The 25,066-nt window shown below is 42.9% G+C and carries 18 protein-coding genes; 12 read left to right on the forward strand and 6 right to left on the reverse strand.

Translation table 11 applies throughout. The annotated features are described in order from the left end of the window. Positions 1-30 precede the first annotated feature (30 nt). Both FHT21_RS24850 and FHT21_RS10890 read left to right on the forward strand, forming a co-directional pair. The gene (locus FHT21_RS24850; protein WP_208398906.1) at positions 31-2,493 is read left to right on the forward strand and encodes an AAA family ATPase; all 2,463 of its coding nucleotides are present in this window, start codon (positions 31-33) and stop codon (positions 2,491-2,493) included. A gap of 1 nt (position 2,494) precedes the next feature. Beyond that, the gene (locus tag FHT21_RS10890; protein ID WP_167294691.1) at positions 2,495-3,784 is read left to right on the forward strand and encodes a restriction endonuclease; all 1,290 of its coding nucleotides are present in this window, start codon (positions 2,495-2,497) and stop codon (positions 3,782-3,784) included. A 198-nt stretch (positions 3,785-3,982) separates the two neighbouring features. Here FHT21_RS10890 and FHT21_RS10895 read toward each other — a convergent pair whose 3' ends face one another. Continuing rightward, positions 3,983-4,162, reverse strand: coding sequence for a histone H1 (locus FHT21_RS10895; protein WP_167294692.1), 180 nt, complete (start codon positions 4,160-4,162; stop codon positions 3,983-3,985). A 227-nt stretch (positions 4,163-4,389) separates the two neighbouring features. On the opposite strand from FHT21_RS10895, the gene FHT21_RS10900 reads away from it, so the two are divergent. The 4 genes from FHT21_RS10900 to FHT21_RS10915 all read left to right on the forward strand — a co-directional run bounded on the left by FHT21_RS10900 (position 4,390) and on the right by FHT21_RS10915 (position 11,419). Then, positions 4,390-5,202 carry a hypothetical protein gene (locus tag FHT21_RS10900; RefSeq protein ID WP_167294693.1) on the forward strand — a complete coding sequence of 271 codons (813 nt, stop codon included), beginning with the start codon at positions 4,390-4,392 and terminating at the stop codon, positions 5,200-5,202. A 27-nt stretch (positions 5,203-5,229) separates the two neighbouring features. Next, positions 5,230-7,056 carry an ATP-binding protein gene (locus FHT21_RS10905; protein ID WP_167294694.1) on the forward strand — a complete coding sequence of 609 codons (1,827 nt, stop codon included), beginning with the start codon at positions 5,230-5,232 and terminating at the stop codon, positions 7,054-7,056. Next, positions 7,056-7,664, forward strand: coding sequence for a hypothetical protein (locus tag FHT21_RS10910; protein ID WP_167294695.1), 609 nt, complete (start codon positions 7,056-7,058; stop codon positions 7,662-7,664). Before FHT21_RS10905 ends, FHT21_RS10910 begins: the two co-directional genes overlap by 1 nt. An 854-nt stretch (positions 7,665-8,518) precedes the next feature. Then, positions 8,519-11,419, forward strand: a complete 2,901-nt coding sequence (locus tag FHT21_RS10915; protein WP_167294696.1) for an SIR2 family protein — start codon at positions 8,519-8,521, stop codon at positions 11,417-11,419. A gap of 170 nt (positions 11,420-11,589) precedes the next feature. Here FHT21_RS10915 and FHT21_RS10920 read toward each other — a convergent pair whose 3' ends face one another. Further along, positions 11,590-12,153: a helix-turn-helix transcriptional regulator gene (locus FHT21_RS10920; protein ID WP_167294697.1), complete on the reverse strand. Its 564-nt coding sequence runs from the start codon at positions 12,151-12,153 to the stop codon at positions 11,590-11,592. A 728-nt stretch (positions 12,154-12,881) separates the two neighbouring features. Between FHT21_RS10920 and FHT21_RS10925 the strand changes: the two genes are divergently transcribed. From FHT21_RS10925 to FHT21_RS10935, 3 genes are read left to right on the forward strand one after another with little or no spacing between them, the layout of a single operon-like run. Next, positions 12,882-15,854 carry a SusC/RagA family TonB-linked outer membrane protein gene (locus FHT21_RS10925; protein WP_167294698.1) on the forward strand — a complete coding sequence of 991 codons (2,973 nt, stop codon included), beginning with the start codon at positions 12,882-12,884 and terminating at the stop codon, positions 15,852-15,854. Between the two features lie 7 nt (positions 15,855-15,861). After that, on the forward strand, positions 15,862-17,235 hold the full coding sequence (locus FHT21_RS10930; RefSeq protein ID WP_167294699.1) for a RagB/SusD family nutrient uptake outer membrane protein: 1,374 nt from the start codon (positions 15,862-15,864) through the stop codon (positions 17,233-17,235). Continuing rightward, positions 17,225-18,568: a TlpA disulfide reductase family protein gene (locus FHT21_RS10935; protein WP_167294700.1), complete on the forward strand. Its 1,344-nt coding sequence runs from the start codon at positions 17,225-17,227 to the stop codon at positions 18,566-18,568. The genes FHT21_RS10930 and FHT21_RS10935 overlap by 11 nt, the downstream gene beginning before the upstream one ends. 56 nt (positions 18,569-18,624) lie before the next feature. On the opposite strand, the gene FHT21_RS10940 is transcribed toward FHT21_RS10935, so the two are convergent. From FHT21_RS10940 to FHT21_RS10950, 3 genes are all read right to left on the reverse strand, one after another. Then, positions 18,625-18,906: a hypothetical protein gene (locus FHT21_RS10940; RefSeq protein WP_167294701.1), complete on the reverse strand. Its 282-nt coding sequence runs from the start codon at positions 18,904-18,906 to the stop codon at positions 18,625-18,627. 31 nt (positions 18,907-18,937) lie between these two features. Further along, positions 18,938-19,408, reverse strand: a complete 471-nt coding sequence (locus tag FHT21_RS10945) for a MauE/DoxX family redox-associated membrane protein (protein ID WP_167294702.1) — start codon at positions 19,406-19,408, stop codon at positions 18,938-18,940. Positions 19,409-19,540: 132 nt separating this feature from the next. Beyond that, complete coding sequence (locus FHT21_RS10950; protein ID WP_167294703.1) at positions 19,541-20,128, reverse strand: Crp/Fnr family transcriptional regulator; 588 nt, start codon at positions 20,126-20,128, stop codon at positions 19,541-19,543. A gap of 297 nt (positions 20,129-20,425) precedes the next feature. Between FHT21_RS10950 and FHT21_RS10955 the strand changes: the two genes are divergently transcribed. After that, positions 20,426-21,154: a LytTR family DNA-binding domain-containing protein gene (locus tag FHT21_RS10955; protein ID WP_167294704.1), complete on the forward strand. Its 729-nt coding sequence runs from the start codon at positions 20,426-20,428 to the stop codon at positions 21,152-21,154. On the opposite strand, the gene FHT21_RS10960 is transcribed toward FHT21_RS10955, so the two are convergent. Next, a complete protein-coding gene (locus FHT21_RS10960) occupies positions 21,151-21,303 on the reverse strand; it encodes a hypothetical protein (RefSeq protein WP_167294705.1) in 153 nt (50 codons plus the stop codon). The two genes, FHT21_RS10955 and FHT21_RS10960, sit on opposite strands and share 4 nt — an antisense overlap. Positions 21,304-21,389: 86 nt before the next feature. Here FHT21_RS10960 and FHT21_RS10965 point away from each other — a divergent pair, with 86 nt between their 5' ends. Further along, positions 21,390-22,442, forward strand: coding sequence for a histidine kinase (locus FHT21_RS10965; RefSeq protein ID WP_167294706.1), 1,053 nt, complete (start codon positions 21,390-21,392; stop codon positions 22,440-22,442). Positions 22,443-23,118: 676 nt separating this feature from the next. After that, on the forward strand, positions 23,119-24,735 hold the full coding sequence (locus tag FHT21_RS10970; protein ID WP_167294707.1) for a hypothetical protein: 1,617 nt from the start codon (positions 23,119-23,121) through the stop codon (positions 24,733-24,735). The last annotated feature ends 331 nt before the right edge of the window (positions 24,736-25,066 follow it).

Raw genomic sequence — 25,066 nt, forward strand, 5'->3', positions numbered from 1 at the left:
TACGAAACGAACACCAACAACTACTACTACATGGATCTTCAAGATAAACAATATGTTAAGGGATTAATGGATCTCCCTCATTTTAAAGATGTAGGCCAATCCGATGTTTTTTATTTCAAAAAGGGTCAGGAGGTATTGAACCAATGGCTCAACCTATCGGTAAGCGGAGAAGAGCAGGAGCATCTATTGATGTTATCCCGGAATTATGCGCTCTTCCAACAGGAAGCCGAACCAGATGGGCTGGTTCAACGGGTGGCCGGCTTATTTTATAGGGTGATCTCCTATTGTGATTCCAGGGCACGCGATAAAGATAATTTCAATGAATATCCCGATAAGCGTACGCTTGCAAGGGCGGGCGTTTATATGGGCGATTGGCTGAGTCATTTTTTACTTTTCAAATTCGCCCCCGATAAGCTAAAGCAGGGCTCTCCCGTTAATGCATTCAATTATCTGCTCGAACCAGAAAATAACATAACTGTTTTATCTGAAAGCCACAGAAAACAGATAGCCGAAAATGTTTTGGAACTCGAATATCATCCGGCATCATTTGTCGGAGATCTTTTAGCCTATTTTTCTGATTTTGATCTACAGGTATCGAATCCCAATAACTTAAGCTATTTGGTATCGATTATCCTCTATCATAAAAAAGATGAATGGTTTGATCAGGTAGTTGCGCTGGTAGCCAATGATGAGCCGGCTTATCTTGAGCAGATGAGCCAGATCTCCAAAGATCATAACGGCATTATCTTATGGAACAGCAAAAAACCTTCTGATGCCGTTGCCTCTGTTAGGGATTTAAGGGCGATGATCCAGGATACCGGCTTTTTTCATCTCTATTACAGTACTGAAGGAGCGGTCAATTACCGGGCGAAGATTATAGATTTTGCGCTCGATCAAAAACAGCTTCAGGAAAAGAACTGGCACCAAAGGGACAATTTATTTGGATTTGAGGCTGAAATGTCCGCTTATCAGAAAGGAAATTTATCTGCATCGATCGTTTTTTTGGCTGAGGAAATAGAAAAGATAAAACCATTGCCAAAGGAAGCCTTCACCACTTATAACAATAGAAAATGGCCATTGCACGATAACCTCACACCATTGAAATCTGCTCCAGAGGATGCGGATACCGAGGGCGGCTCAGTGGGAAATGATGGCCAAAGTGATCAGCAGCCTTTAAACCAGATCCTTTACGGCCCACCGGGAACCGGTAAAACTTTTGGCACCATTGAGCGGGCTCTTCGTATTCTTGGCGATGAAACAAAAGGTAAATCCAGGGCAGATATAAAGGAACTCTTCAAGATCAGAATGGAAGAAGGCCGCATCGTTTTTACAACGTTTCACCAGAGCATGGGCTATGAGGATTTTATTGAGGGTATTAAGCCCATATCGCCAAAAGAAGCCGGAAAAACACTCAACTTTAAGGTAGTGGATGGAATATTCAAATCCCTTTGTATGCGCAGCTCCATCTTTAAGGTTGGCGAAAAAATTGGGAAACATGAGGTAATAGGAGTAACTGCTGAGCTACTCACGCTAAAGAAACCCGGCGGAAACTACCTGCCTTTGGCTTTTTCAATTTTAAATAGCCTTTTGGCATATCTGGATAAAAAGAAGATAAGACTGGAGGATTTTAAGGGCAAGATAGATTCTGAAGATACAGAAAAAGGGAATTTTCCCGAGCTTGAATCTTATCTGATCAACGGCTATCCCAATATTATCCCTGCCCTGCTCTTAAAGATGAGAGATTATAAGTGGGATCAGCTTAAAGAGGAAAAAACGGTTCTGATCATAGATGAAATCAACCGTGGAAATGTCTCCCAGATATTCGGGGAACTCATTACTCTCATCGAAGAGGATAAGCGCCTTGGTGCAGATGAAGAACTCACTGTTACCCTGCCCTACAGCAAAACCCGTTTTGGTGTCCCCCCTCATCTTCACATCATTGGCACGATGAATACCGCTGACCGTAGCGTAGAGGCCTTGGATACCGCTTTGAGAAGGCGCTTTGTTTTTGAGGAGGTTCCGGCTGATCCATCGTTGATTACTAAAATCAGGATGGACTTGGGAAAAGGAATAGCTATAGAGGGGATAGATCTTGCTCTGCTGCTGACCACTATCAACTCGCGTATCGAACGTATCCTGCACCGGGATAATGTAATCGGCCATAGTTTTTTTCTAAAGTGCACTACTTTAGATGAGTTAAGAACAGTGTTCTACAAGAATATTATTCCGCTTTTGCAGGAATATTTCTTCGGGGATTACGGCAAGATCGGACTTGTACTCGGTGCCGGTTTCGTCCAGCCAAGCCTCACTGACAAACAGATAGGCTTTGCAGATTTTGAATACCCTGACGCAGAATATCTAAAGGAGCGGAAAGTACTCCATATCGTACACTATGACAGGCAAAGCGCTATTCCCATCGTGCTCAACAACTCGACAGTTGAGGGCAGCTTTGCGCTGGCTATACAGGTTTTGATGAAAGGGGCTGCCCTATAAAATGATCACCGTCTACGAACATGACTCGCTCTATCTCCATAAGGGCAACCAGCGTTTAAGCGATGATGAGCTTTTAAGCTTACAGCTTTTTTACAGGGAAAAAAACTTTCCCTATTATAGCCTGGTGCATAACGGGGTAAGGTTCTGCGAATATGTCGGTGTGATAAGGGTTGGCAAATTGACCATTGAGATTTTACCAAAGGCAGACAGGCAGCATAATGAGACGCACTGGCGGGAACTGCTCATCGATATGTTAAAGTCTTCTGTCTTCCCCGAGACCAGAGCGCCCTCAACGGCGCAGCTGAGCTTAAAATCCAATTCGATCCTGGATCATTACTTCGAGCTATTTATCGCCGAGGTAGAACAGCTTACACACAGCGGACTGATCAAAAAGTACAGGAAGATCGAGCAGAATTCAACCACCCTGAAAGGCAAACTGCTTTTCCCCAAACATATCGCGGTTAATCTGGTACATCAGGAGCGCTTTTATATCTCCCAACAGACATATGACCACAGTCACCTATTGAACCAAATCTTGCTAAAGGCATTACGCATGTTAAACCGCAGCCGCCTTCATCCTTCCCTTAGCAGCAGACTGGCCAACCTGATGTTAAATTTTCCGGATCTTGCCGATATCAAGGTAAGTGAGGATACCTTTAGCGGCATCAGCTACGACAGAAAGAACGCCGGGTATCAAAAAGCCATTGATATTGCCAGGCTAATCCTGCTCAACTATCATCCCGACCTAAACAGCGGTTCCAGAGACGTACTGGCACTGCTGTTCAACATGAATGTGCTCTGGGAACGGTTCGTTCTAAAGAGCCTCCAACGCTACCGGCCGGACATCTATATGGTAAGGGGGCAGACGAACAGAAATTTCTGGCGGCCAGAAACAGGTTATACCAGAACGATGAGGCCTGATATCCTGATCGGATCTGATGAAAAACCGCTATGCCTTCTTGATACCAAATGGAAAAATGTTAAAGATAGCGCCGCATCGGATGATGACCTTCGGCAGATGTATACCTATAGCCGCTATCACAACGGAGCAAAGATATGCCTAATCTACCCAGGTGAAAGCTATCAGTTCTTTAAGGGTGTTTTTATGGATGAAATAGATAATCATACCGTTTCTAACCAGGAGTGCGGGGTATTAAAGATCAAACTTTTAAACGGGCGCAGCAGCGGTCAGCAGGAACTTGCCTATCAGGTGATGTCTTTATTGGGTTTTGAGCCACGCAAGAAAACAGTACCAGAGATCGTCAGAGATTTTTCAGTTCCATTGATTTAAAACGCCAATAACTCGGTATCTTTTATAGATCTCAAAACACAATCGATTTTAAATTATTGACGATCAATTGACGACAGGTAGCTGTTCTTTCTGTTGAGCTATTACCAATAGAACCGTTATTTCTCCTAGTAATCGGAACAGACATTAAACAAAAAGGGGAAGCATGTGCCTCCCCTTTTCCAAAACAGTGATAGTGATTTATTTCGCTGTGTTTTTCTTTTCAGTAACTTCTGCACGGATGTCCTGAGCAAGCACCTTTAGATCTTGCATTGCTTTACGAACTCTGGTTCCAGCTGCTGCGTTTCCGCCATTGTAAAACTTCTCTACATCTGCTTCTATTGATGCAATGGTTTCTTTAACTTTTGAAAATTTTTCCATTTGATTTTTTATTTAATATTTTTTACTGGGATAGAACCAATAAGCGAAGTTAGAAAATTTTGGTTATCTGCCAACGGAAACTCTTGTCAATCGCGAATGTTAATTGTTTGAGAATGGAAGATCTGTTTTCCATGGATCATTTATGGAACCGTGTAGATAAAAATAACTGGATTCTTTGAAAAACATTTTTAATGCGGTACTTTGCACAATAAATTAACTTCTCAAACATGCTTCTCTCCATAAGACAATTTATATCCGAGAATCTTAATATTTTCAATGCCATCGTGGGTCTAGGCTCACTAGTTTACACTATTGTCGCCGTTATCACCCTCAAAGAATTGATCAAACAGCGCCTATCTACATATAAGCCTGAGGTTTTGATCAAATCCTTTAATCTGAGTATCTCCAAAAGCCCTCTTTTTAAGGCAAAAGAGGAGGTGCTATTATATAAGACCTCGCCGTTTAATGATTCTTCCATCAACGCCAATGACTTAAAGTTTGGCGTTTCCAAAAACTATAAGATTGACAATATAGGTTTCGGACCGGCAAAGAATGTTTTGTGCAAGTGGCAGTTTGACATTGAAAAAGCTATTGGTATGATTAAAGACGTCCTTCCCTCCGATTATGAGATACTGCACTACAAATTTCCCAGTTATGAATCTTATTCACTGCTTAAAACCCTGGATGTGGATTTCCATTATTCTTCTGGCACAGAGATATACGAACATCGTATAGATTATATTTCTCCGATTAATGTTATGGACAATTTTCAATTACATGCAGTACCTGATATTATCATTTTCACCCACTATCTCTACTTGATATTCAAGCAAAAACTGACCTCTCGTACGGTTCCAAACTTTTATGTAGCCGATTTTGAACCTTTCCCCCGGCCTACATTGATAATCGACTATAAGGATATAAACGGAAAGAAATATAGGCAAAAATCGACTTTTAAGGTATCCGCCGTATCTATACAATTCGAGGAGGCCATGCGCATGGATGAAGAATTTGCCTATCTAAACTTTGAACTGTGTTAGGCTAAATCTAAACTAAAAACAATTAATATGAAACTAACTGCTCTCACCATTAAAAATTTCCGTTGTTATCAACACGAGATCTCCGTTAAAATTTCTGATCTGACAACTTTTGTCGGTAAAAATGATATTGGCAAGTCTACCGTTCTTGAAGCTTTGGAGATTTTTTTTAACAACCAAACGGTAAAATGCGACCAGGGGGATGCCAATATTTATTCTGGAAGCAAGGAAATTGAAATAACTTGTGAATTTGAGGAGCTTCCCGCAGTAATCACATTAGATGCCGGTGCTGAGACTAGCCTTCAAGAGGAGTTTTTGCTGACCTCAACAGGAACCCTAAAGATCAAAAAAACATTTGACTGCAGTAAAAAATCAGTAAGTGAGGATGTTTTCATTATTGCCGATCACCCGACTGCTGATGGGGCTGCTAACCTATTAGAGCTTAAAGAAAGCGACCTGAAAGCGTTGGTTAAAAATATCGGGCTGGATATTCCGTTGAAAGGAAACCCAACGATGAGGAAGGCGATCTGGCAGCATATTGGTGATCTCCATCTAGCGTCAACAGAGATAGGGGTGTCCAAGCCCAAGGAGGATAGCAAACGGATCTGGGAGCAAATTGAGAGCCATCTTCCAATATTTGCGCTTTTTCAAAGTGACCGGAATAGCCAGGATTCTGATAGCGAAGTTCAAAACCCCATGAAGGCGGCCATAGCATTGGCCATTTCCGAAGTGCAAGATGATATTCAAAACATCCAGGATAAGGTTAGGGAACGCGCCGAAGATATTGCCAACAGTACCCATGCCGCTTTGCAGTCTATCGACCCACAGTTGGCAAATAAACTCGTTCCCCAGTTCGTTCCGCCTACTACTGCAAAATGGACGAGTTTATTTTCAATAGGTATGGATACCGATGAGGGCATTCCATTAAATAAGCGGGGTAGCGGTATCAGAAGAATGATCCTGGTCAGTTTCTTCAAAGCAGAAGCGGAGCGGCGTTTAAAAGCATCGAATAAAAGAAGTATTATTTACGCGCTAGAAGAACCGGAAACGGCACAACATCCATCTAATCAGCGTATCCTAATTGATTCCTTTAAAGCATTGGCTAACGGCCCTAACTGTCAGGTGATACTTACCACACACAGCCCTGGTTTGGCAGGCGATCTACCGACAGAAAGCATCAGGTTCGTTCATAGAAATGATCAGGGGAATCCAACGATAGACTCTGGGGTTGATGTTTATGCAGAGGTTGCGCGTGTGCTGGGGGTAACTCCGGATAGCCGTGTAAAGGTAATTTTATGTCTGGAAGGACCTACTGATGTTGTTGCAATGAAATGTCTTAGTAAAGCACTGCATGAACATGATCCTACCATTATCAATATTTTTACAGATCCTAGGGTCGCTGTTATTACCATGGGCGGTTCTACCCTCCAGTATTGGGTGTCAGAGAATTTTTTAAAAGGGCTTGGAAGACCTGAGGTGCATATATATGATAGTGATGTGAAGAAATACCAGGAATCGATCGATCTGGTCAACGACCGTGGCGACGGTTCTTGGGGAACGCTTTGTGAAAAACATGAAATTGAATGCTACCTTCACTCCGATGCAATACATGATAGCAGTGGAATAGCAATGACCATAGTAGATATGCCTGGTGCGGATGGGAAATCAGTGCCTAAAATGTTTGCAGAGCTTTACTCGGCCACGCAAAAATTTGATGGTGTTATGAAGGACAACACATCCAAGGGCTATTTGAGCAAGGCGTTCGCACACATGAACTATCAGCGTTTAAAAGAGCGCGATCCAAAAGGTGAAGTCGAGGGCTGGTTTAGGAAGATAACAGCGATGGTAGAAAAATAATGACCGCGAAGATATATCAAAATGAACTGTTTCCAAAGATGGAAAGAGTATTTGCAGAACTCGAGGTAAAGAACGAGTGGGCAGCTTTTTCTGGACGTATCCATCAGTATTCTCCCAGGATCGATCTAGCTATCGGCCCTTTCAATGTGGAAGGTCCCAATTTAAACCACATATATGATGAGCTGGTTGAGGATGAACACATTCGTCATTTTCTATTGCTCTGCTTTAAATACCATAAAGAGAATTTAAATGCCCAAGTATACGATGAAATTATTCATCCAGAATTTGAGACCATTATTCATAAAAATAAAAATGCAAGGTGTTTTATCGCTATTGAGATCGAAAACCAAAACTCAAAGAAACACATTATGGGCAGTGTGGTTAATGCTGCCTCGCTTGGAAGAGTGGGTATTGGGGTGGCATTCAATGAAAGTACCCTGCGGTCGTTCTGTAGGATTGCCAATTATCTGGCCTTTTTAAAACGGGTGGAAAAGAACACCTATGACACCTACAATTTTATGATCCTAACTGTAGATCAGCTTGAAAGTATTTATCAAGATGTTGTCCACAAATTTCCTGAATCAATATTAGCTAATAGAGTAGAGTGATAAACTAGACAAACCAATCTAATTGTCCCATTTCCACTAAATTACCAGCGTACCGGTAAGCATCAATTTACAACAAATTTATTTCCTATTAGAAGTGGATCAGTTAACTATGATTTATCTAAAAGACTTCAAAATAAAGTAATAAACAATGCTTTCGAGAGTGTAAAATAAACAGTATCAAAAGCTAAAATTACTAACGTATAACACAACTTATTTTACACTCTCCAAACAACACAAAAAAAGCTGGTCAATCTGTAAACAGCAAGATTGACCAGCTTTTGATAATAAATGCCTTATATCATCTCCTCGTCCCTGAAGCTAAAACATCCATAAAAATTACCACTTACCCCTCTAATTCTGCGGGATACCGCTCTACGCTATAACCGTATTTGGGATACAGAATGCATATCTATTATTATTTGGCGGCAGGGAATAAACCACACCGTTCAACACCCTTTTAATGATTACAGCAAACCGGGATTCCATGTTCAAACGTCTGAGATCCGGCCACCTCAGACTCCTGAACACCAATTCCTTCCTTCTTTCTTTCAGTACAAGACCCTATATCGAACATTCACCATAAAACCATGGCGGTTTTAGGAGTGGTACAAGATGACCTTCGAAAATGAAAGATTCCAACTGCCATTAGCAAATGAAGATTGATTCAAGGTTAGTCACTTTGAACACTGCTAAGACTCAATAAAATTATTATTTTTATTTCTATCTGAAATATTGATGAGCAGAAAAAATAATTGATCTGCGAAGATTAGCAGAATTAATTCACCGTTTTTTGTGTATCTAAACTTAATTAATGTAATTTACAACTTCAATTTAATAACGCTTATCAATATTAGATGACACTCTCAATTCCTGAACATTTACAGAAAAAAATTCAACAAAATAATTTGGTAATTTTTGTTGGAGCTGGTATTTCAATGCATGCAGGTTTACCAAATTGGAATACACTCCTTGAAAAAATCCTCGATGGATTGGGATCGAAAGAACCCAAAGCTGAGAAATATAAAGGTGCATTGAAAGATGAACTTTTTAGTGCTATAGAAATATTGGGGAAACTTGAATATCTCAAAGAAAGTGCTATTGAGGTTTTCTTCAAAGAAATGAAAAATTTTGAAGCTTGTCAACCAACTTTAATACATAACAAGATTGGTGAAATCGCCGACAAAATACTTACAACAAATTATGATGGCCTACTTGAAAAAGCGTTACCAACCTTTGAGAAAATTATATATACTAATACTTATAAGGTAGCAAAGCTTTCGGAATTTGAAAAGTACATTTTTAAAATTCATGGCGATATACATGAACCGGATAAATGCATACTCTTTCCTTCTGGCTATGACAATCTTTATTCCAACGACGAAAAATCATCCACCTTTGAGCTTAAAAAAATAATATCTGACAAGTCTATTTTGTTTTTAGGTTTCAGCTTAAACGACCCCTATATTAATTATGTGTTCAACTACATAAACAATCTATATTCTGGTTTTAATCCTGAGCATTTTATTATTACTACTCAAAAAAATAAAGCATGGCCTAAAAAAGTTACACCAATTGAGTTAGATGATTTTAATGATCTGGAAAATTTCCTTGATCAATTAGTTCAAATTAGGGCGAGCCAAAAAAAAGAAATGGAAGTGATTCAGCAAAGACTAGAGGAGCGAGAAGATATTTCTATTGTTGAATTTACTCAAAGTTCTGAGTTTGACTCTCCACCAGTAAATAAGTTTTGGGTAGGTAGAGGAAAGGAAATTATAAACATCGGAAATGATAATTTCAAGGTTGTTTTTATCACCGGCATAGGCGGACAGGGAAAATCAGCTTTGGCAGCACATTTTCTTCGAAATTACTTCAACTCAAAGGTATACGAATTTGGAGATTGGAGAGATTTCAAAGAGGAAACTAATCGGTTTCAGACAAAGTTGTTTTCCATGATTAAAAGGCTTGCCAACAAAGACTCTCCTCCGATTCTCGAAAACCTAAAGTCAAACGAATTAGTGGACGTATTCTTTCACTTTTTAGGGGAGCGAAAAATTGTTTTTGTTTTTGATAATGTTGACAGTTATATTGATTTGGAGACTTTCAAACCGACGGGTAGTCTTGGGTATTTTTTTGAAAATATTCTTTCAAAAAATCATAACTCTAAATTTATTTTCACATGCCGGCCATTCATTAGAGAGGCAAGTGTGAATTTCTATCAAATTTCTCTAACTGGTTTGTCTGAAGAGGAAACTGAAGAACTTTTTATATATTTTAAAATTTCTATAAATCCTACAGAACTAAAAAATTTAAGTCAGAGGGCTCATAAGATAACTAAAGGACACCCTTTATGGTTGAATCTAATTGCGGGGCAGGCTTTGCGAGGAATAGAAATCGTGAATTATTTTATACAACAGATTGAGAAAAAATCAGCTTTTGATGAAGATAATTTTTCTGCAATTCTATCAGAAAAGATTTTGAATGAAGTTTGGATATCACTAAACGATAAACAAAAAACTTTAATTCGTGGAATTGCTGAAACTGTTAAGCCGGAAAGAGAGGATAGCCTAAAAACCATTCTAGATAGTGAGCTAAATAATAACCAATTTACAAAGGCATTGCGAGTTTTAAAAAACTTGAATCTTGTTGAAACCCTTAGCGATGGTGAGATCGAGCTGCATCCACTAGTTAAAGAATTTATTTTGACAAAGTACCCAAAGAATGAACGTGCAAAATTCATAACCTTATTTGTTCAGTACTATGATAAGTTTATTTACATATTAAAGCCTAAGCTTAACTCAAACTTGACGATTGGCGAATTTCAAAATTGGACTTCAAAAATTGAGCTACAAATAAACAAGAATGATTTTATTTCCGCCTTGATTTCGTTGGAAGAAGTGAGTTATGCCATCCTTACTTCCGGATTTACGGAAGAATATCTGCGTGTTTCTGAGATATTGTATAATACCTTGGACTGGAATGAAGCAATTAGCAAAGAATATCCCTACTTTCATACTCAATTATTAGGGTTTACAAGAACTCAAGTACATTTAGGGAAATATGTAGACTGTGATGCTACTTTAAAAAAATATTTAAAACTAATCCCTGGAAAAAGTTCAAATTATTTATCTTATTGCGGAATGAAATCCTACACTTTGTGGTATCAAGGATTACATGAGGAGGCAATAGCTATAGCTGAGGAGGGCGCTTATTTACTTGACGAGTCAAGTTTACAGGATAGTTATAGTTTAAGGCATAATCTAGCCCTAGGTTTAAGAGATTCTAAGGTGGAAAAGAATATAAAAAAAGCGCTGGAACATTTCTTACAGAACGAGAAAATTGAGGATGTTTTGAACAGAGAAAAGATAAACTTCGAATTTAGCGGTCATTTTTATGGGAATATTGGGAAGTGCCTTGAATATATTGGTCTGTCTGATGATGCATTATTTTGCTATTATGTTTCTCTTAAATTATTATTGAAAGAGCAAAGTGATACAAATTCAATTCTAAATATTGGGTACGCTTCGCATTGGATCTCGCAAATCTTACTAGACAATAAATATTTTAAAGATGCACTATACTTTCTAAAATATAGCAGAAATTCATACGAAAAAGTTTCACCACCAATGGCAAAGGTTTTAGAGGTTGTTTGGGCAAATATCCCTTTTGATAAAACAACTAAGCAATCTATAGAGCGGTTAACCAACTGGAAAATTGAAAATCATTGCAAAGAACATCTAGGAAAAGCCCTGCTATAGTTCAGGTGGAAAAATTTACAATTATCTAATTTACATATCAGGTAACATCTTTTAAAATCCAGGGAATCATATTTCGAAATGAGAACTTTAAGCAATTACACTTATTAATCAATCCCATATGATATCTCGTGCGCTATATGAGATCCTTAGTTAAAGGTATCACTTTGAGATTATAATTTTCGTTTGTATTGAAATACTCTTCTATTTCCTCTTAAATCGTCTCTATCCAACAAATCTGTATTCATATAAATTCTACCTAGGGCCTTTGATACTGCTTTACTGTTAAAAATAGCTTTATATGCAGAGTATTTTTTGTCTTCACCTACGTAAGTAATGATCTCCTTTGCTCTTACCCAGGTATCAAAAAGTGGGCTTGGTATCAAATCATTTTTTAGTATCATAGTAACACTGTTCTCCAATGCCTTTTGAACAAAAAATTTTTCGTTACGTACATTTTCTTGATAGAACTTCACTATTGCAGGAATAGACCTTGGTTCCTTAAGTTTGATAATTTCATCTAAAAATAACCTACCCGCCTCAATTGAAAATAAAGCTGCTATATTTTCAGCCGTCTTAATTGTGATCGACGCTTTACCATTCATAATTACTCTTGCATGATTTAGAGATATTCCAGTTGCATGGGAAAAACCTGAGATTGTGATGTCCGTTTGCTCAAGTAAAGACCTAAGGTTTTTGCCAACATTAAAATTACTTTTATTTTCCAGGTATTGCATAACCTAGCAAAATGAAATAAAAAGTAGGCGACATTATTAACGAAATATTTGTTTTATTGTCTCCTTTTAATTAAATTTGATTCTAATAAACAGGTAGTAATAAGAGTCTTGTGATTACAAATTCTGAGGCCGTGACACAAGACAGCAGATTAATACCCATATCTATGTGTAGATGTATATCTTTGTACATCGAAATAGATGTGGGACTGCTGTAATTCCATGTCACTTAAGGCCTCAGAAACTTTACTGTAATCATGGTCTGTAGTCCCACATCTATTATAAATGTGGAACAAGGCAAGACTCGTATCAACCATACGAGCATGAAAAGAAAAAACAATCAGGCAACCCACCCTACATCACTCCCACTGATGAACGGTATTGCCCTGTTTTTTCCTTTCCACCCCCCAAAACCCCATCCCTTCTACCCCTTTGACCGGCTTTACGCCCTCAAGCCCAAAAACCCCATCTAGCTTCGGCATAGTTCTGCCCCTCCGCTTGCAACAGGTGCTTTAATAATGTACCGGACGGGCAGACCTATGCCTAACAAACAAAACATCACCCAAAACCAATCACCAAACCAAAAAATTAAACTACAAAACATAACATACTAAATAGTCCCCATAGACCAGGCGGGACCGCCACGTTCATCGGTTAATGATTATTTCAAACATGGCCCCCGTCCTGGCTTTTTAGCAAACAGTAGTAAACCAACAACTAACCCAAACCACATGAAAAAAACAATAATATTTATTGTACTGGCCGCGCTTTGCCCAATATTCCGGTTAAGCGCCCAGAACACCACCCAGATCAGTGGACGCGTCGTCACGGCAAAGGACGGCAAAGCCCTGCCAGGCGCCACCATCAGCATCAAAAATTCAAGCACTTCTGTCCAGTCTTCACAGAACGGCACTTTCACGCTAAGCGCAAAAACAGCCACCGGCATCCTGCTCATTACCTACACCGGATATCAAAGCCAGGAAATCAGCTTTGGCGGAAACCTAAAAAACCTGGAAATCAACATGCAGGAAAAAACGGGTTCTTTCGATGACATCCAGGTCATCGGATACGGCACAACCACCAGAAGGCTCAACACCGGATCAATCTCTTCTATCGGCGCCAAACAGATCGAAGAACAGCCCGTCACCAATATCCTTTCCACACTCTCCGGCAGAATGCCCGGCGTTTTCATCCAGACCACCAACGGCCTGCCAGGTGGAAACATCAATGTACAGATCAGGGGTAAAGGATCCATGGTCGCCGGTACCGATCCCCTTTACATTGTTGACGGCGTACCCTATGATGGCACGCCCATTGGCAAAGGAAATACCGACGTGATCAATATCGCAGGTGCCCTGAGCCCCTTGAATAACCTCAACCCCGCCGATATCGAAAACATCAGTGTGCTCAAAGATGCAGATGCCACCTCTATCTATGGCAGCAGGGGTGCAAACGGCGTAGTCCTGATTACCACCAAAAAAGCACGATCCGGAACGACCAAAATCGACCTCAACATCCGCCAGGGCATCAGCACGGTCAGCGCAAAACCAAAACTCCTCGATCTGCAGGCTTATCTGCAGATGCGAAGGGATGCTTTTGCCAATGATAAACTCATCCCCTCATCCGACCCAGCTTCTACCAATTATGCCCCCGACCTTACCCAGTGGAGCCAGACGCAGGGCACCGACTGGGTAGACTATATCTTTGGCCGCTCCGCGAGTTCCACTGATCTCCAGACGAGGGTATCCGGCGGAAAAGGAAACACCACCTTCTCGGTCAACGGAAATTTCAGGAATGAAGGAACGGTACTGCCCGGGAACAACAGCTATTACCGCGGCGGACTATCCTCCCAGCTCCAACACTATTCCGAAAACCAAAAATTCAGCATCACGATCTCCAATCAGCTCAGCAGGCAATATAGCGACCTCAGCAATATCGTGAACAATATTGACCGGAGTTTCCTCATCGCCCCCAATTATCCGCTAACAATGCCAGACGGAACGGTAAACTGGTATGCCGGGAATATCGAGGCCGAAACCCGTGCACGCAGTAAAAACACCACCGATAACAGCATTACCAGCGCAGCACTCGCTTACCGGATCCTGCCCAACTTAAGCTTTAAGCTCAATACAGGTTATACCCGGAGCAGTTACGATCAGACCTTTATTTCCCCTTCCTCATCGCTCCCACCCGGTACAGCCAACAGTACCAACTTCACTAAAAGTAGCGCGCAGTCCTTTATCACTGAGCCACAGGCCGACTACAACATCACTTTTGGCCAACATAAATTCACGATTCTGCTTGGGGGAACCTATCAACGCAAAAGCACGGAACGCATGTCCGTTATTGCCAGCAACTTTAGCCTGGAAAGCCTGATGGAAAATCCCGGATCTGCCGGAACCATTGCCAGTACCGGGAGTGACTCCCAATACAGATATGCTTCCCTTTTCAGCAGGGTTACCTACAACCTACAGGACAGCTATATCTTAAACCTGACCTTAAGGCGGGACGGTTCTTCCCGTTTCGGCCCGGGCAACCGCTACGGCAACTTTGGTTCCATCGGCGGCAGCTGGATCTTTTCCAACCTGAACTGGCTCAAAGAAAAATTCCCTGTACTTTCTTTTGGCAAGTTAAGGGCCAGCATCGGCACCAACGGCAATGACCAGATTCCGGATTACGGCTACCTTTCGACCTTCAGCAGCCCCGGTTCCTCCAGTTACCAGGGCACAGCCATTATCCGTCCGAGCAGGATCAGCAATTCCGATTTCAGATGGGAAAGCACCCGCAAAATCGATATCGGCCTGGAACTTGGCTTTTTCAGAGATGCCCTGAGCCTTAGCGCCGATTACTACCTTTCCACCAGCTCCGACCAACTCGTCAACTACGCCATTCCGCTGATCACCGGTTTCAGCAGCTACCAGGCCAACCTGCCCGCCGTCATCCAGAACAGCGGATGGGAACTCAGTATCAGTTCCACCAATATGAAAGGAAAAAAACTAAGCTGGTCAAGCAGCTTCAACATCACGCTCCCTAAAAATAAGCTTAAATCTTTTGAAAATTTCGATAATTCCAGTTACGCTGCAGTTTACGAACTGGGTTATGACATCAGCCGCATCCGAGGTTATCAGGCCTTGGGAATCGATCCTGCAACAGGAAAGGTGCTGTACGCAGGCCGGGACGAACAGGCCTCAGCTAGCCCTTATGCCAATTTCACCCTTGGCAAAACCGCCCCGGACTTTTACGGCGGACTAGGCAATACCCTTACTTACCGAAACTTCGAATTCAGCCTGTTTTTACAGTTCGTCAAACAGCGTACAAAAGGAGGCCTTAACCGGAACCCCGGCGGCGGCGGAACTTTTAATGAATTTGACCTGGAACCCTGGTCGGCAGCCAATCCCACCGCTACGGTACCGCCGCCTTCCACGCAGTTCGACTTTTACTACGGCCAGTCTTCAGCCAATATTTTTGATACCTCCTATCTCAGGTTAAAGAATATATCCCTTTCCTATCTGCTCCTCACCAGGGAGGCCAGGAAAATGGGACTCAGCGTTTTAAGGATCTTTGCCGAAGGACAAAACCTGTACACATTGTGGCACCGGGATTCCGCAGTCATGGACCCTGAATCCGGCGCAATATCGACCACCACCGGCAGGAACATCCCGCCACTGAAAACCTTTGTCTTAGGCCTTCAACTCAGTTTATGATACGACTATGAAAACAACACTAAAATTTACGGCAGTCTTACTGCTGCCCCTGGCCTTCCTAAATTCTTCCTGCGAAAAACTACTGGAAATACCAGCCTCCAAAAACCAGGTGGAAAGCGGCACCGTATTCGCAGACAGTACCACAGCCAATGCCGCTTTGCTTGGCGCCTATTTTACCATGGGCACTGTACACAGCTCGATGAAATTCATCAGCCTATATGCTGATGAATACAATACGACCTCCAGCGCATTGATCAATTTAGAATATGCAAATGGCAAACTCCAGAGCAACAACACCAACAACAATGCGCTCTGGAACAACCTTTATTCCGTCATCTATCAGGCCAACATGATGATCGAAGGTGTAGAAGGTTCCGCAGGACTATCTCCCTCCGCAAAAAAACAGTTCGCGGGCGAAGCTAAATTCCTTCGCGCATTCGCCTACTTTTACCTGGTCAACTGTTATGACGATATCCCCTTGATCCTTTCTACCGATGTTGAACTCAACCGCAGCGCCAGCCAGGTAGACAAGGGTCAGGTCTATCTCCAGATCAAACGTGACCTTACCGAAAGTAGCACCGCCCTTGCGGACAGTTACCAGGGTGCCGGCCGCGTCCGGGCGAACAAAGCCAGTAGCCTGGCCCTGCTTGCCCGGGTCCATCTTTACAACAACGAATGGACGGACGCCATAACTGCATCTTCGAAGGTGATCGCAAACCCTGTTTACCAGATAACAGCAGTCAAAGCGGAAGATGTTTTCCTTGCAGGGAGCCCAGAGGCTATCCTCCAGCTATGGATGGTCAACGGATTCCTGACCGATGTGGCACAGCTCATTCCGGCCACTCCGGCCACGCTCCCTGTTTTCCCCTTAAGGGATGAATTTTATTCCGGTTTTGAAGCCGGTGACCTGCGCAAAAATAATTGGACAGGCCTGGCGAGCGTAACCGGTTCCGGACAAAGCCGGATATACGCCTACCCGGCTAAATACAAGAACCGCATCGCCAGCACCACAAAACCCGAATTTGTCATGGCCTTAAGACTCGCCGAACAGTACCTGATCCGCGCAGAAGCAAAAGCACAGCTCGGCCAGACCGGCAGCGCAACAACCGACCTCAACCTGATCAGGGCCCGGGCAGGTCTTAGCCCCATAAATTCAGACATCAGCAGGGAAGACTGCCTGGAAGCTATTGCAAAGGAACGCAAAACCGAACTGTTCGGTGAATGGGGACACCGTTTCCTGGACCTTAAACGCGACGGAAAACTAGCGGCCACAATGTCCCCAATAAAAACCAATTGGAAGACCGGTATCTCAGCAGCTTTTCCCATTCCCAATAATGAAATTATCTACAACCCTAATTTGAAACAAAACAATGGTTACTAAAATCAAACCACTAATTATGCTGCTTTTGCTGGCCATTTCAACCTATGGATCCGCTCAGCAGGTTACCACCGCTCTAAAGATCGGCGACCAATTACCTGATCTGGCATTCACAACCTACTCGGGCAAAAAGATAATGATCAAGGATCTTTATCAGAACGGGCCTCTGATCATTGATTTCTGGGCTACCTGGTGTGTCCCCTGCCTGAAAGAAATCAGGCTAATGGACTCCTTCGATCAAAGAAAACCAAACCAGTTCAAATTTTTATTAGTCAGCTCGCAAAACAAAAAAGCCATAACAGATTTCATGGCACGCCCGACAAATGAGGATATGAGATCACTCGGCGATAGGATAATTATAGAAGACAGCCTTCTAAACAACTTGTTTCCCCATAAAACTATCCCGCACAATATTTGGATCGACAGCAAAGGGATCATCAGGGCCATTACAAGTGGTGAGGAAATTACTGAAAAGAATATTTTTGATTTCCGGGCAAACCCGAGTGCTTTTAAGATAAGGACCAAAAGTGATAAGCTGGATTTTCGGCCAATGGAAGTATTTCATCTGGGCGATTCTACCTTCACCTACCGTTCCATCATTTGTCCATTTATTGAAGGTATCGCTTCTGGCGAGGTAATCTCGCAACGCGGCGAAATGAAAAGCTACTTTCAGTTCAATCAGCCGATATTGAGAGCACTCTGGGGGGCATACAGTAGTTATAACCATGGAATCAGGCCTGAGATGATCGAAATCCACACACCGGACTCAAGCCGGTTTTTTCAACCAAAAGTACGGAACACCATACATCAGAAATATGCCGACCGGACTGAATGGAAGCAGAAAAATCTCTTTTGTTACTCCCTTACACTTCCTTATGTTGTTCCGGATTCATTATTTGCTTCCTATATCTACAACGACATGGAGCGTCAATTCAATCTCAAAGTAAGTGTAGAAAAGCGTAGGATTAACTGCATTGTTGTCACAGCAGATCAAAAGTTACCAAAACGAAATCCTGAAAGAAAGGAGAATAAGCTAAAAATTAACTACACCAAAGATCGGATTCTAAAGGTTAACAATGCGACGATCACCGAGTTACTGGACTTTTTATTCCGGCTTTTCCCTCCTGAACGCTTACCATATCCTTTTATCAATAATACGGCTTACCCTGCCGATCTGCGTTTTGACATTGAAGAAGACTTTTCATTAGAACCAGATATCTTAAAATCCGGACTATCCTCAGAGATGATTTTTAGGAGACTAAAAAAGTATGGCTTGAATTTTAAGACACAGGTCCAACCCTATCCGGTTCTAGTTATCCATGACTTAAAAAAATAACAGAAAGCCCCTGCACAGAAGTGACAGGGGCTACCTTTGAGCACTAACTTCAAAGGCTAGTTGGGATAACGCAGGATCTGCTCTGTTTGACCTGAAACAATAGGTGTGCCGATTGCGCAGATATTGTTTTCACCATCACACTGCTCGGCAAAAGGGCCGGTAGAATCACCCAATACAGGATCACCATCCGGTGTGGTTCCATCAGGCAGGTATTTCTGCCAGCTGTGGGTGTTGGTCGCTTTGCCATTAAACAGGCTTGAGATTTCGGAAGCGTATGCTCCGATAACACTGGCCATTAATGCAATGCCCAGAATTGCGGTTTTGATGTTTGTTTTCATCTTGTTTAACATTTAAAGTTTTAAAAATTGGTTATTTATATACTCCGCGGTGAATATACTTTGGAAAAAACCTGCCCCAGATAAAAGGAAACAGGGAAATCAGCATAAAAAATGCATTAAAAAACAGGTGCTGCCGCCAACCCAGTTTTGAGATCAGCCCCCCACAGGTGCAGGGCAACCTAAGGCCTGATAGCAACATCAGGGAAATATATAGCGTAAAGGACAGCAGCAAAAAGAAAGAAAGCCAAAGCCCTGTCTTTCTGAAACGTTCCGTGAACAGCAGTCCAACCAACGCCAGCTCGGCAACAGGAACAGCAATTCCCAATACGGGCGCAAGCTGTTTCATCAGCGGCACCGGTGCCAGCTGCATCTGCTGAACGAAACGGTGGTAGTCCGCTAACTTGGAAAAACCTGCGTATCCCCATAGCAGCACCAGCAGCAGCGATGAGATCAGCATAAGCAGTTCACGAGGAAAGTATTTCGTTTTGGATTCTCTGGTCATGGGTCAGTTCCTTTTTTTCCTGGCCATTCCAACCCTGGAAAGGCCAGTACTAATCTCGCGACTAAAGCGTCTGACTATGGAAGGTTTTTGCCTAGAAAGGCGGCGACAAATACCGTGTTTTTTAATACCTGGTCAAAGCCCTTTTTTAAAACGGTGGATACCGTTGTCCTTGATCCCAAGGAAGGATGCGATGTCTTTTGCCCTGGCGGTGAGGAATGCCGCTTTATGGCCATGATAAAATCTGCGTACCATTTCGGCATGTTTCAGGTTCATCAAATCCCCGATATGTGCGGCCCTTGCCGCCTGGTTATGGTAACGCAGTGTTTCGGTAAGCAACGGTCCTTCCTCAAAATCCTGCATCAGTACCGCCAGGTCCACACGCGATAACTCCAAAAGTACTGTTCCACCATAAGCCTCTATTTCCACCAGACTGGGGAGCCCCGCGAAGAAACCCGGATGGGCGAATACAAAATCCCCCTCATACCAAAACCAGGATGTTCTCCCTGTGGCGGTGTCCAGCGAGAGACTGACCTCCCTGACCAGTCCGTTGACCACAAACCAGATCTGCTGCTGTACCTCACCCTCCCTGAGGATATTCTTCGGCCCGGTAAACTGCCTGGAGCAGACCAAGGGCTCCAATGCGTTTTCAAACCCGTCTGATAACGGGCACAGGCGCTCCAGTACCCTGAGCAGTTGCCCGAAGTATTCTTTACTGACCATAATTGAATAGACTATACACCCGGCCCAAAAAAGGGAGCCCTGAGCTCCCTTCCTGTATCCAAGAATCCTATCGGATCCGTTTAAAGAACGATGGCCGAAATGATCGGTTAAAAGTTGATTATTTCGGAAGTCAAGATATGCCTGAAAGGCGTAAAAAATTGAGTTTATTATATAAAACCCGTTAACCACTATATGAAATACCAAAAAAACATAGCGTATTTTGTCTTCATTTCAGTCATCAACTTGTTGATTTAAAAGACAATAACGATATTGCAACTAGCTTAACCTTTTCTGCCTATGGAACTTACCAGTATCGCCATCGATGATGAGCCACATGCCCTTGCCGAAATCGGAGAACTTTTATCACTTACCCCAGGGATCAATCTCCGTACGACCTTCAACAATATAAACGAGGCCATCGTCAATCTCCAGGATTTTGGGCCGGTGGATATCGTTTTCTGCGATATCAGCATGCCGGTTACCGACGGAATTGAAGGCGCAAAGATGTTGAAAGTCTATTGTGACCATCTTGTATATACCACCGCCCACCGGAACTACGCGGAAGAAGCGTTTCACGAAGGCGCATCCGGATATCTGGTCAAACCCATCATCCATGAACGGTTGATCGAAAAAGTGGAACAGTTAAAGGAAATACAGGAAAAAAGCCGACGGATAGAATACGGCGAAAAGAAGTTCGCCTTCGTGACCGGTAATACCAAGCATAGTTTTATCAGGGTGTTCTACAATGAGATCATATACTTTGAGGCGCTGCTGAACCACATCAAGATCATCACGACCAAAAATACCGAGATTACTTATGTGGGCCTGAAACAACTGGAGCGGGACCTGATGCGCCATCCTGATTTCATCAGGATCGGCAAATCGCACATGATCTCGATCAACTACCTGAAAAAAGTTGAAGGCAATATGGCCTTTATGACCAGCGGTGAATGTCTTCCGATCGGCGAAAAATACCGAAATGCATTTACCGAAATCCTGCGCAAGGGCATGCTCAGTGGCGGTTAAATGACAGCGCTGGTATTGGCCGTTGTGGTCAGTACCGTGGTCGGATCTGTACTTGTGGTTGTGGGTTCTGTTGCCGGTCTGATCGGTTTGTTTACACTTTTGAATATGAATACCGTTCTTTTTTGAAGTTTTTTTACCGTGTTTTTCATGGTCTATTGGATTGATTGACCAATTTTACCCACGGCAGACTGCCTGGACATTTTTATTATATGACATGCCCTAACCACTATATGAGATGCGAAATTTTAGCAAAAACGAGTTACGGATCCACCTGATCTGCTGGATGGTCTACATTTTTGTAGAGGTCGTATTGGCCGGATTTATTGCTGGCAAATTCAACAGTTTTTTTCTGTATGTATTATTCTATCCTATCAACATCGGGGTCTTTTACCTACATGCATTATGGGCAATGCCCCTGTTGAACCGAAAGCATAAAAACCGCTTCCTGCTTTTCTTCCTGGCAGTGATTCTTGAATGTATTTTATACTTGGCTGCGGCAACACTGGCAAACCTGCTGCTCAATACTATAGGGCTAAGAGAAACGCCATTGGTGGTCGATTTAAAATACATTTGCATCACCATCTGGCGGGGAAGCTTTTTCATCATGTATGCCAGCGGTTATTTTTATCTTAACAGGCACCTGGAGCAAAAGGATCTGGAGATGCTGCGGGCCTTGGAGATCGAAAGGCTTAGGTATCAACTGGTCATTGCAGAAAAAGACTTCCTGCGCGCACAGATCAACCCCCACCTGCTCTTCAATACCCTTAACTTTATCAAACACTCGACCAAGCATAATGGCGACAATGCAGCACTCGCCATCTCCAGTCTGACCGACCTGATGGAATATGCACTGGAGGACAGCAAAAATGATTATGTTGCCCTTACCAAGGAAATTGAACAGATGGAAAACCTGATCAAGCTGAACCGCCTGCGTTTTGAACACCTGCTTAACCTCAGTTACACCAAGGATATCAGCAACAGCAAAGCGGAAATCTTACCGATCATCTTGCTGACACTGGTCGAAAACCTATTCAAACATGGGATATTAAACGATCCGGATAACCCAGCCAATATTGAGATCCGCGCCGATGAACGGGAAATCTTTTTCCGGACCAGCAACCTGGCCGCAGCGAACGGTAAAACTACAGGGGGACAGACCGGACTAAAAAACATCAGTGCCAGGCTTGAGCATGCTTACCCCAACAGTTATGATTTTGCATATGAGACCAAAGGAAACCGCTTTGAGACGCGGCTGACAATCAACCTGAATAACCAATCAGGGACATGATTTCAATATGCATCATCCTCTGCATATTGTCAATGTAAAGACATTACCAAGAAAATTTTGGGCCGGAACTAAAGTCCGGCGCTTTCGCCACGCCTGCCCCTTGCGGTTAAGGCATATTGGCGTGATTAATACCATATCCAGCAGACATGCCGACATACATCAAATCAATTGACCGCATCGTTCATAAGTTCTGAATAAGCAGGTACGATAGTTATTTTCGATTTAAATGTTTTGAAATTTGGAGGTACAATCGTTTCAGTAGACCTTAAAATAAACCGGACCTGTCAAAAGACAGGATCCGGTATTATTAACGCTCTCGATATACAAGGTATAAAAAATAAGTCACTATACCCACTTTGAACAAGAATTAAAAGCTTTTATAATAATCAACATATACACCATACAGAAAAAACCTCAAGTTTCCCAAACTGATCAGTCCCTTTATAAATTCGTCTGCACTGGTTTACCCTTATCTTGGCCGTCCTTTTTCCATGATAGCCGCTATTATGCCAGCGTTCAAGCCAGTATCGGCCACATAAAACCCTGTTCTATTCTTCTCAACAACAGCTGAGCCGACAAAACCGGAATGCGGGCAATTGTCTTTGGCTTTACCCCAGACAGCGTATCAGAACAGCAAATAATTCTTATATTAGCCGCTTTAAAATTGATCGCTCTCATGAGATATAATATCCTGCACTTCCTTAGGGCATTTGCCTTGCTCTTAACCGTTTTGTCTACCTTACTCATTCAGTCTTGCAAAAAAGAACCGGAAATTCTGCCTGTAACTTCTCCTACCGTTCAGGGACTCGCTAAACTTTTTACTGATAGCGTCTCAGACCTGAGCAACTTCTCGGTCACCTTCCGTGGCAAGATACTCGACCAGGGAGTATCAGCTGTGAGTGAATCCGGGATGGTTGTTGATACGGTATCAAACGCCACCATCAGTAAAAATCTCAATAAGTTTAAAGCAACTCCCGATGCCTCAGGACAGATGAAAGTAATTGTGACCTACGTCCCTGAAGGAACTACTTATTATATGCGCACTTACGCGGTCAACAGCGCCGGAACGGCTTATGGCAATGAAGTCGTATTCCACTCCCCTGAAGGAAAAAGCACCCTGGAGACCTTCGAAATCAAAACCCAGGAGCAACTTGTCGCCCTTGGCGCAAAACATTACACCAGCGTGCAGTCCCTGCGCATCGGTGGCACGGTGAGTGACCTGAGCCCATTAAAGGACCTGGCCTTCGTAACAGGAGGTATGGAAATCAGCGGAACCAGCCTTTTGAAGGACTTCAGCGGGCTCGAACACCTAGAGATGGTCGGTACTAATTTCCCTAACAGCCTTCGCCTGGAGGGCAACCGGGGACTCATTTCGCTTAAAGGACTCAATAAGCTCAAAATGGTCCGGGGCTATTTCTATATTCTTAGCAATCCGTTACTTACAGACCTCAAGGGCCTGGACAGCTATACAATGACCAATGCAGGGGAATTCAGGGTCGACAACTGCGCCAGTTTGCGTAGCCTTGACGGCATTGAAAGCATGATCTATTGTTATGATGGCCTCGCTATTATGAACAACCCGCTGCTGAACGACCTAAAGGCACTGCGGAACCTTAAAGGAACAACTGGAATCATTATCGGCGCAAATAGCACCCTGACCAATTTAAATGGACTGGAAGGATTGACCCAGGTGGGCATTGGCGACCTGGAGTATGCCGGCATCACCCTACAGGGCAACCCTTTACTAACTAGCCTTGAAGGACTTAGAAACATCAGTAAGTGCGGCAATCTGAATATTAACGGGAACGCTTCACTGAGAAGCCTCAACGGTTTGAACGCCCTTTCAGAACTGAACTATGTACAGGTCACCAATAACACTTCCCTTGCGGATCTTCAAGGACTTAACGGCCTGAAAACGGTCAATAATAACCTGAAAATATGGGAAAACCACCAATTGGCAAATATGGAAGGGCTTCAAAAGCTGGAGAAAGTAGGCCGGCTGGACATTGTAATGAATAAAGGAATAAAAGACCTCAGTGGCCTGGACGGCCTGAAGTCTGTCACCGGGCCAAACGGATACGCCATAACCATCTCGCATAATGAGAATCTGTTATCCCTGCACGGATTGGAGCAGCTCGGCTCTTCCACCGAAGGGATACAGATCATGTATAATAAAAATCTGGCGGATTTCTGCCCGTTGAAACTATTAATGAGCAGCTATAAAAGTTACTTTTCGGCACTGGACAACAAAATCAAGATGGATCCGCAGATCCTGCAAAGCAGCTGTAAATAAGCATCCTAACGCATCCATTTAAAAATGACATTATTCGATCTTGTGGAGGCTAATGGGTAGATTGCCATTCTTCCAGCAGCATCAACTCTGGGATCAGCGGAACGATTTCGGCTTCTTTCCTAAACGCTGCGATGAAACCTCGGATATTATAATTTATATCTGCTTAATTGCACGACCTCATATCCGCGTCCAACATTACTGGAAACGGTCAGCGGATGCGACAGCAAGCTTTTAAGGCAAAAGGCAAAGCGGCTGGCTCGCTCTTATCTTCAATCAGGAGGCGCGGAAGCACAGTCATTCAGCCAATATTATCTAAGGTTTAAAATCTGTT

The organism is Pedobacter sp. SG908, assembly GCF_011759615.1.
Classification (GTDB): Bacteria; Bacteroidota; Bacteroidia; order Sphingobacteriales; family Sphingobacteriaceae; genus Pedobacter; species Pedobacter riviphilus.

Bases quoted from the DNA above. Each gene is read 5' to 3' on its own strand.
- FHT21_RS24850 (WP_208398906.1), top strand. From the start codon at position 31: ATGGATCTTCAAGATAAACAATATGTTAAGGGATTAATGGATCTCCCT.
- FHT21_RS10890 (WP_167294691.1), top strand. From the start codon at position 2,495: ATGATCACCGTCTACGAACATGACTCGCTCTATCTCCATAAGGGCAAC.
- FHT21_RS10895 (WP_167294692.1), bottom strand. From the start codon at position 4,162: ATGGAAAAATTTTCAAAAGTTAAAGAAACCATTGCATCAATAGAAGCA.
- FHT21_RS10900 (WP_167294693.1), top strand. From the start codon at position 4,390: ATGCTTCTCTCCATAAGACAATTTATATCCGAGAATCTTAATATTTTC.
- FHT21_RS10905 (WP_167294694.1), top strand. From the start codon at position 5,230: ATGAAACTAACTGCTCTCACCATTAAAAATTTCCGTTGTTATCAACAC.
- FHT21_RS10910 (WP_167294695.1), top strand. From the start codon at position 7,056: ATGACCGCGAAGATATATCAAAATGAACTGTTTCCAAAGATGGAAAGA.
- FHT21_RS10915 (WP_167294696.1), top strand. From the start codon at position 8,519: ATGACACTCTCAATTCCTGAACATTTACAGAAAAAAATTCAACAAAAT.
- FHT21_RS10920 (WP_167294697.1), bottom strand. From the start codon at position 12,153: ATGCAATACCTGGAAAATAAAAGTAATTTTAATGTTGGCAAAAACCTT.
- FHT21_RS10925 (WP_167294698.1), top strand. From the start codon at position 12,882: ATGAAAAAAACAATAATATTTATTGTACTGGCCGCGCTTTGCCCAATA.
- FHT21_RS10930 (WP_167294699.1), top strand. From the start codon at position 15,862: ATGAAAACAACACTAAAATTTACGGCAGTCTTACTGCTGCCCCTGGCC.
- FHT21_RS10935 (WP_167294700.1), top strand. From the start codon at position 17,225: ATGGTTACTAAAATCAAACCACTAATTATGCTGCTTTTGCTGGCCATT.
- FHT21_RS10940 (WP_167294701.1), bottom strand. From the start codon at position 18,906: ATGAAAACAAACATCAAAACCGCAATTCTGGGCATTGCATTAATGGCC.
- FHT21_RS10945 (WP_167294702.1), bottom strand. From the start codon at position 19,408: ATGACCAGAGAATCCAAAACGAAATACTTTCCTCGTGAACTGCTTATG.
- FHT21_RS10950 (WP_167294703.1), bottom strand. From the start codon at position 20,128: ATGGTCAGTAAAGAATACTTCGGGCAACTGCTCAGGGTACTGGAGCGC.
- FHT21_RS10955 (WP_167294704.1), top strand. From the start codon at position 20,426: ATGGAACTTACCAGTATCGCCATCGATGATGAGCCACATGCCCTTGCC.
- FHT21_RS10960 (WP_167294705.1), bottom strand. From the start codon at position 21,303: ATGAAAAACACGGTAAAAAAACTTCAAAAAAGAACGGTATTCATATTC.
- FHT21_RS10965 (WP_167294706.1), top strand. From the start codon at position 21,390: ATGCGAAATTTTAGCAAAAACGAGTTACGGATCCACCTGATCTGCTGG.
- FHT21_RS10970 (WP_167294707.1), top strand. From the start codon at position 23,119: ATGAGATATAATATCCTGCACTTCCTTAGGGCATTTGCCTTGCTCTTA.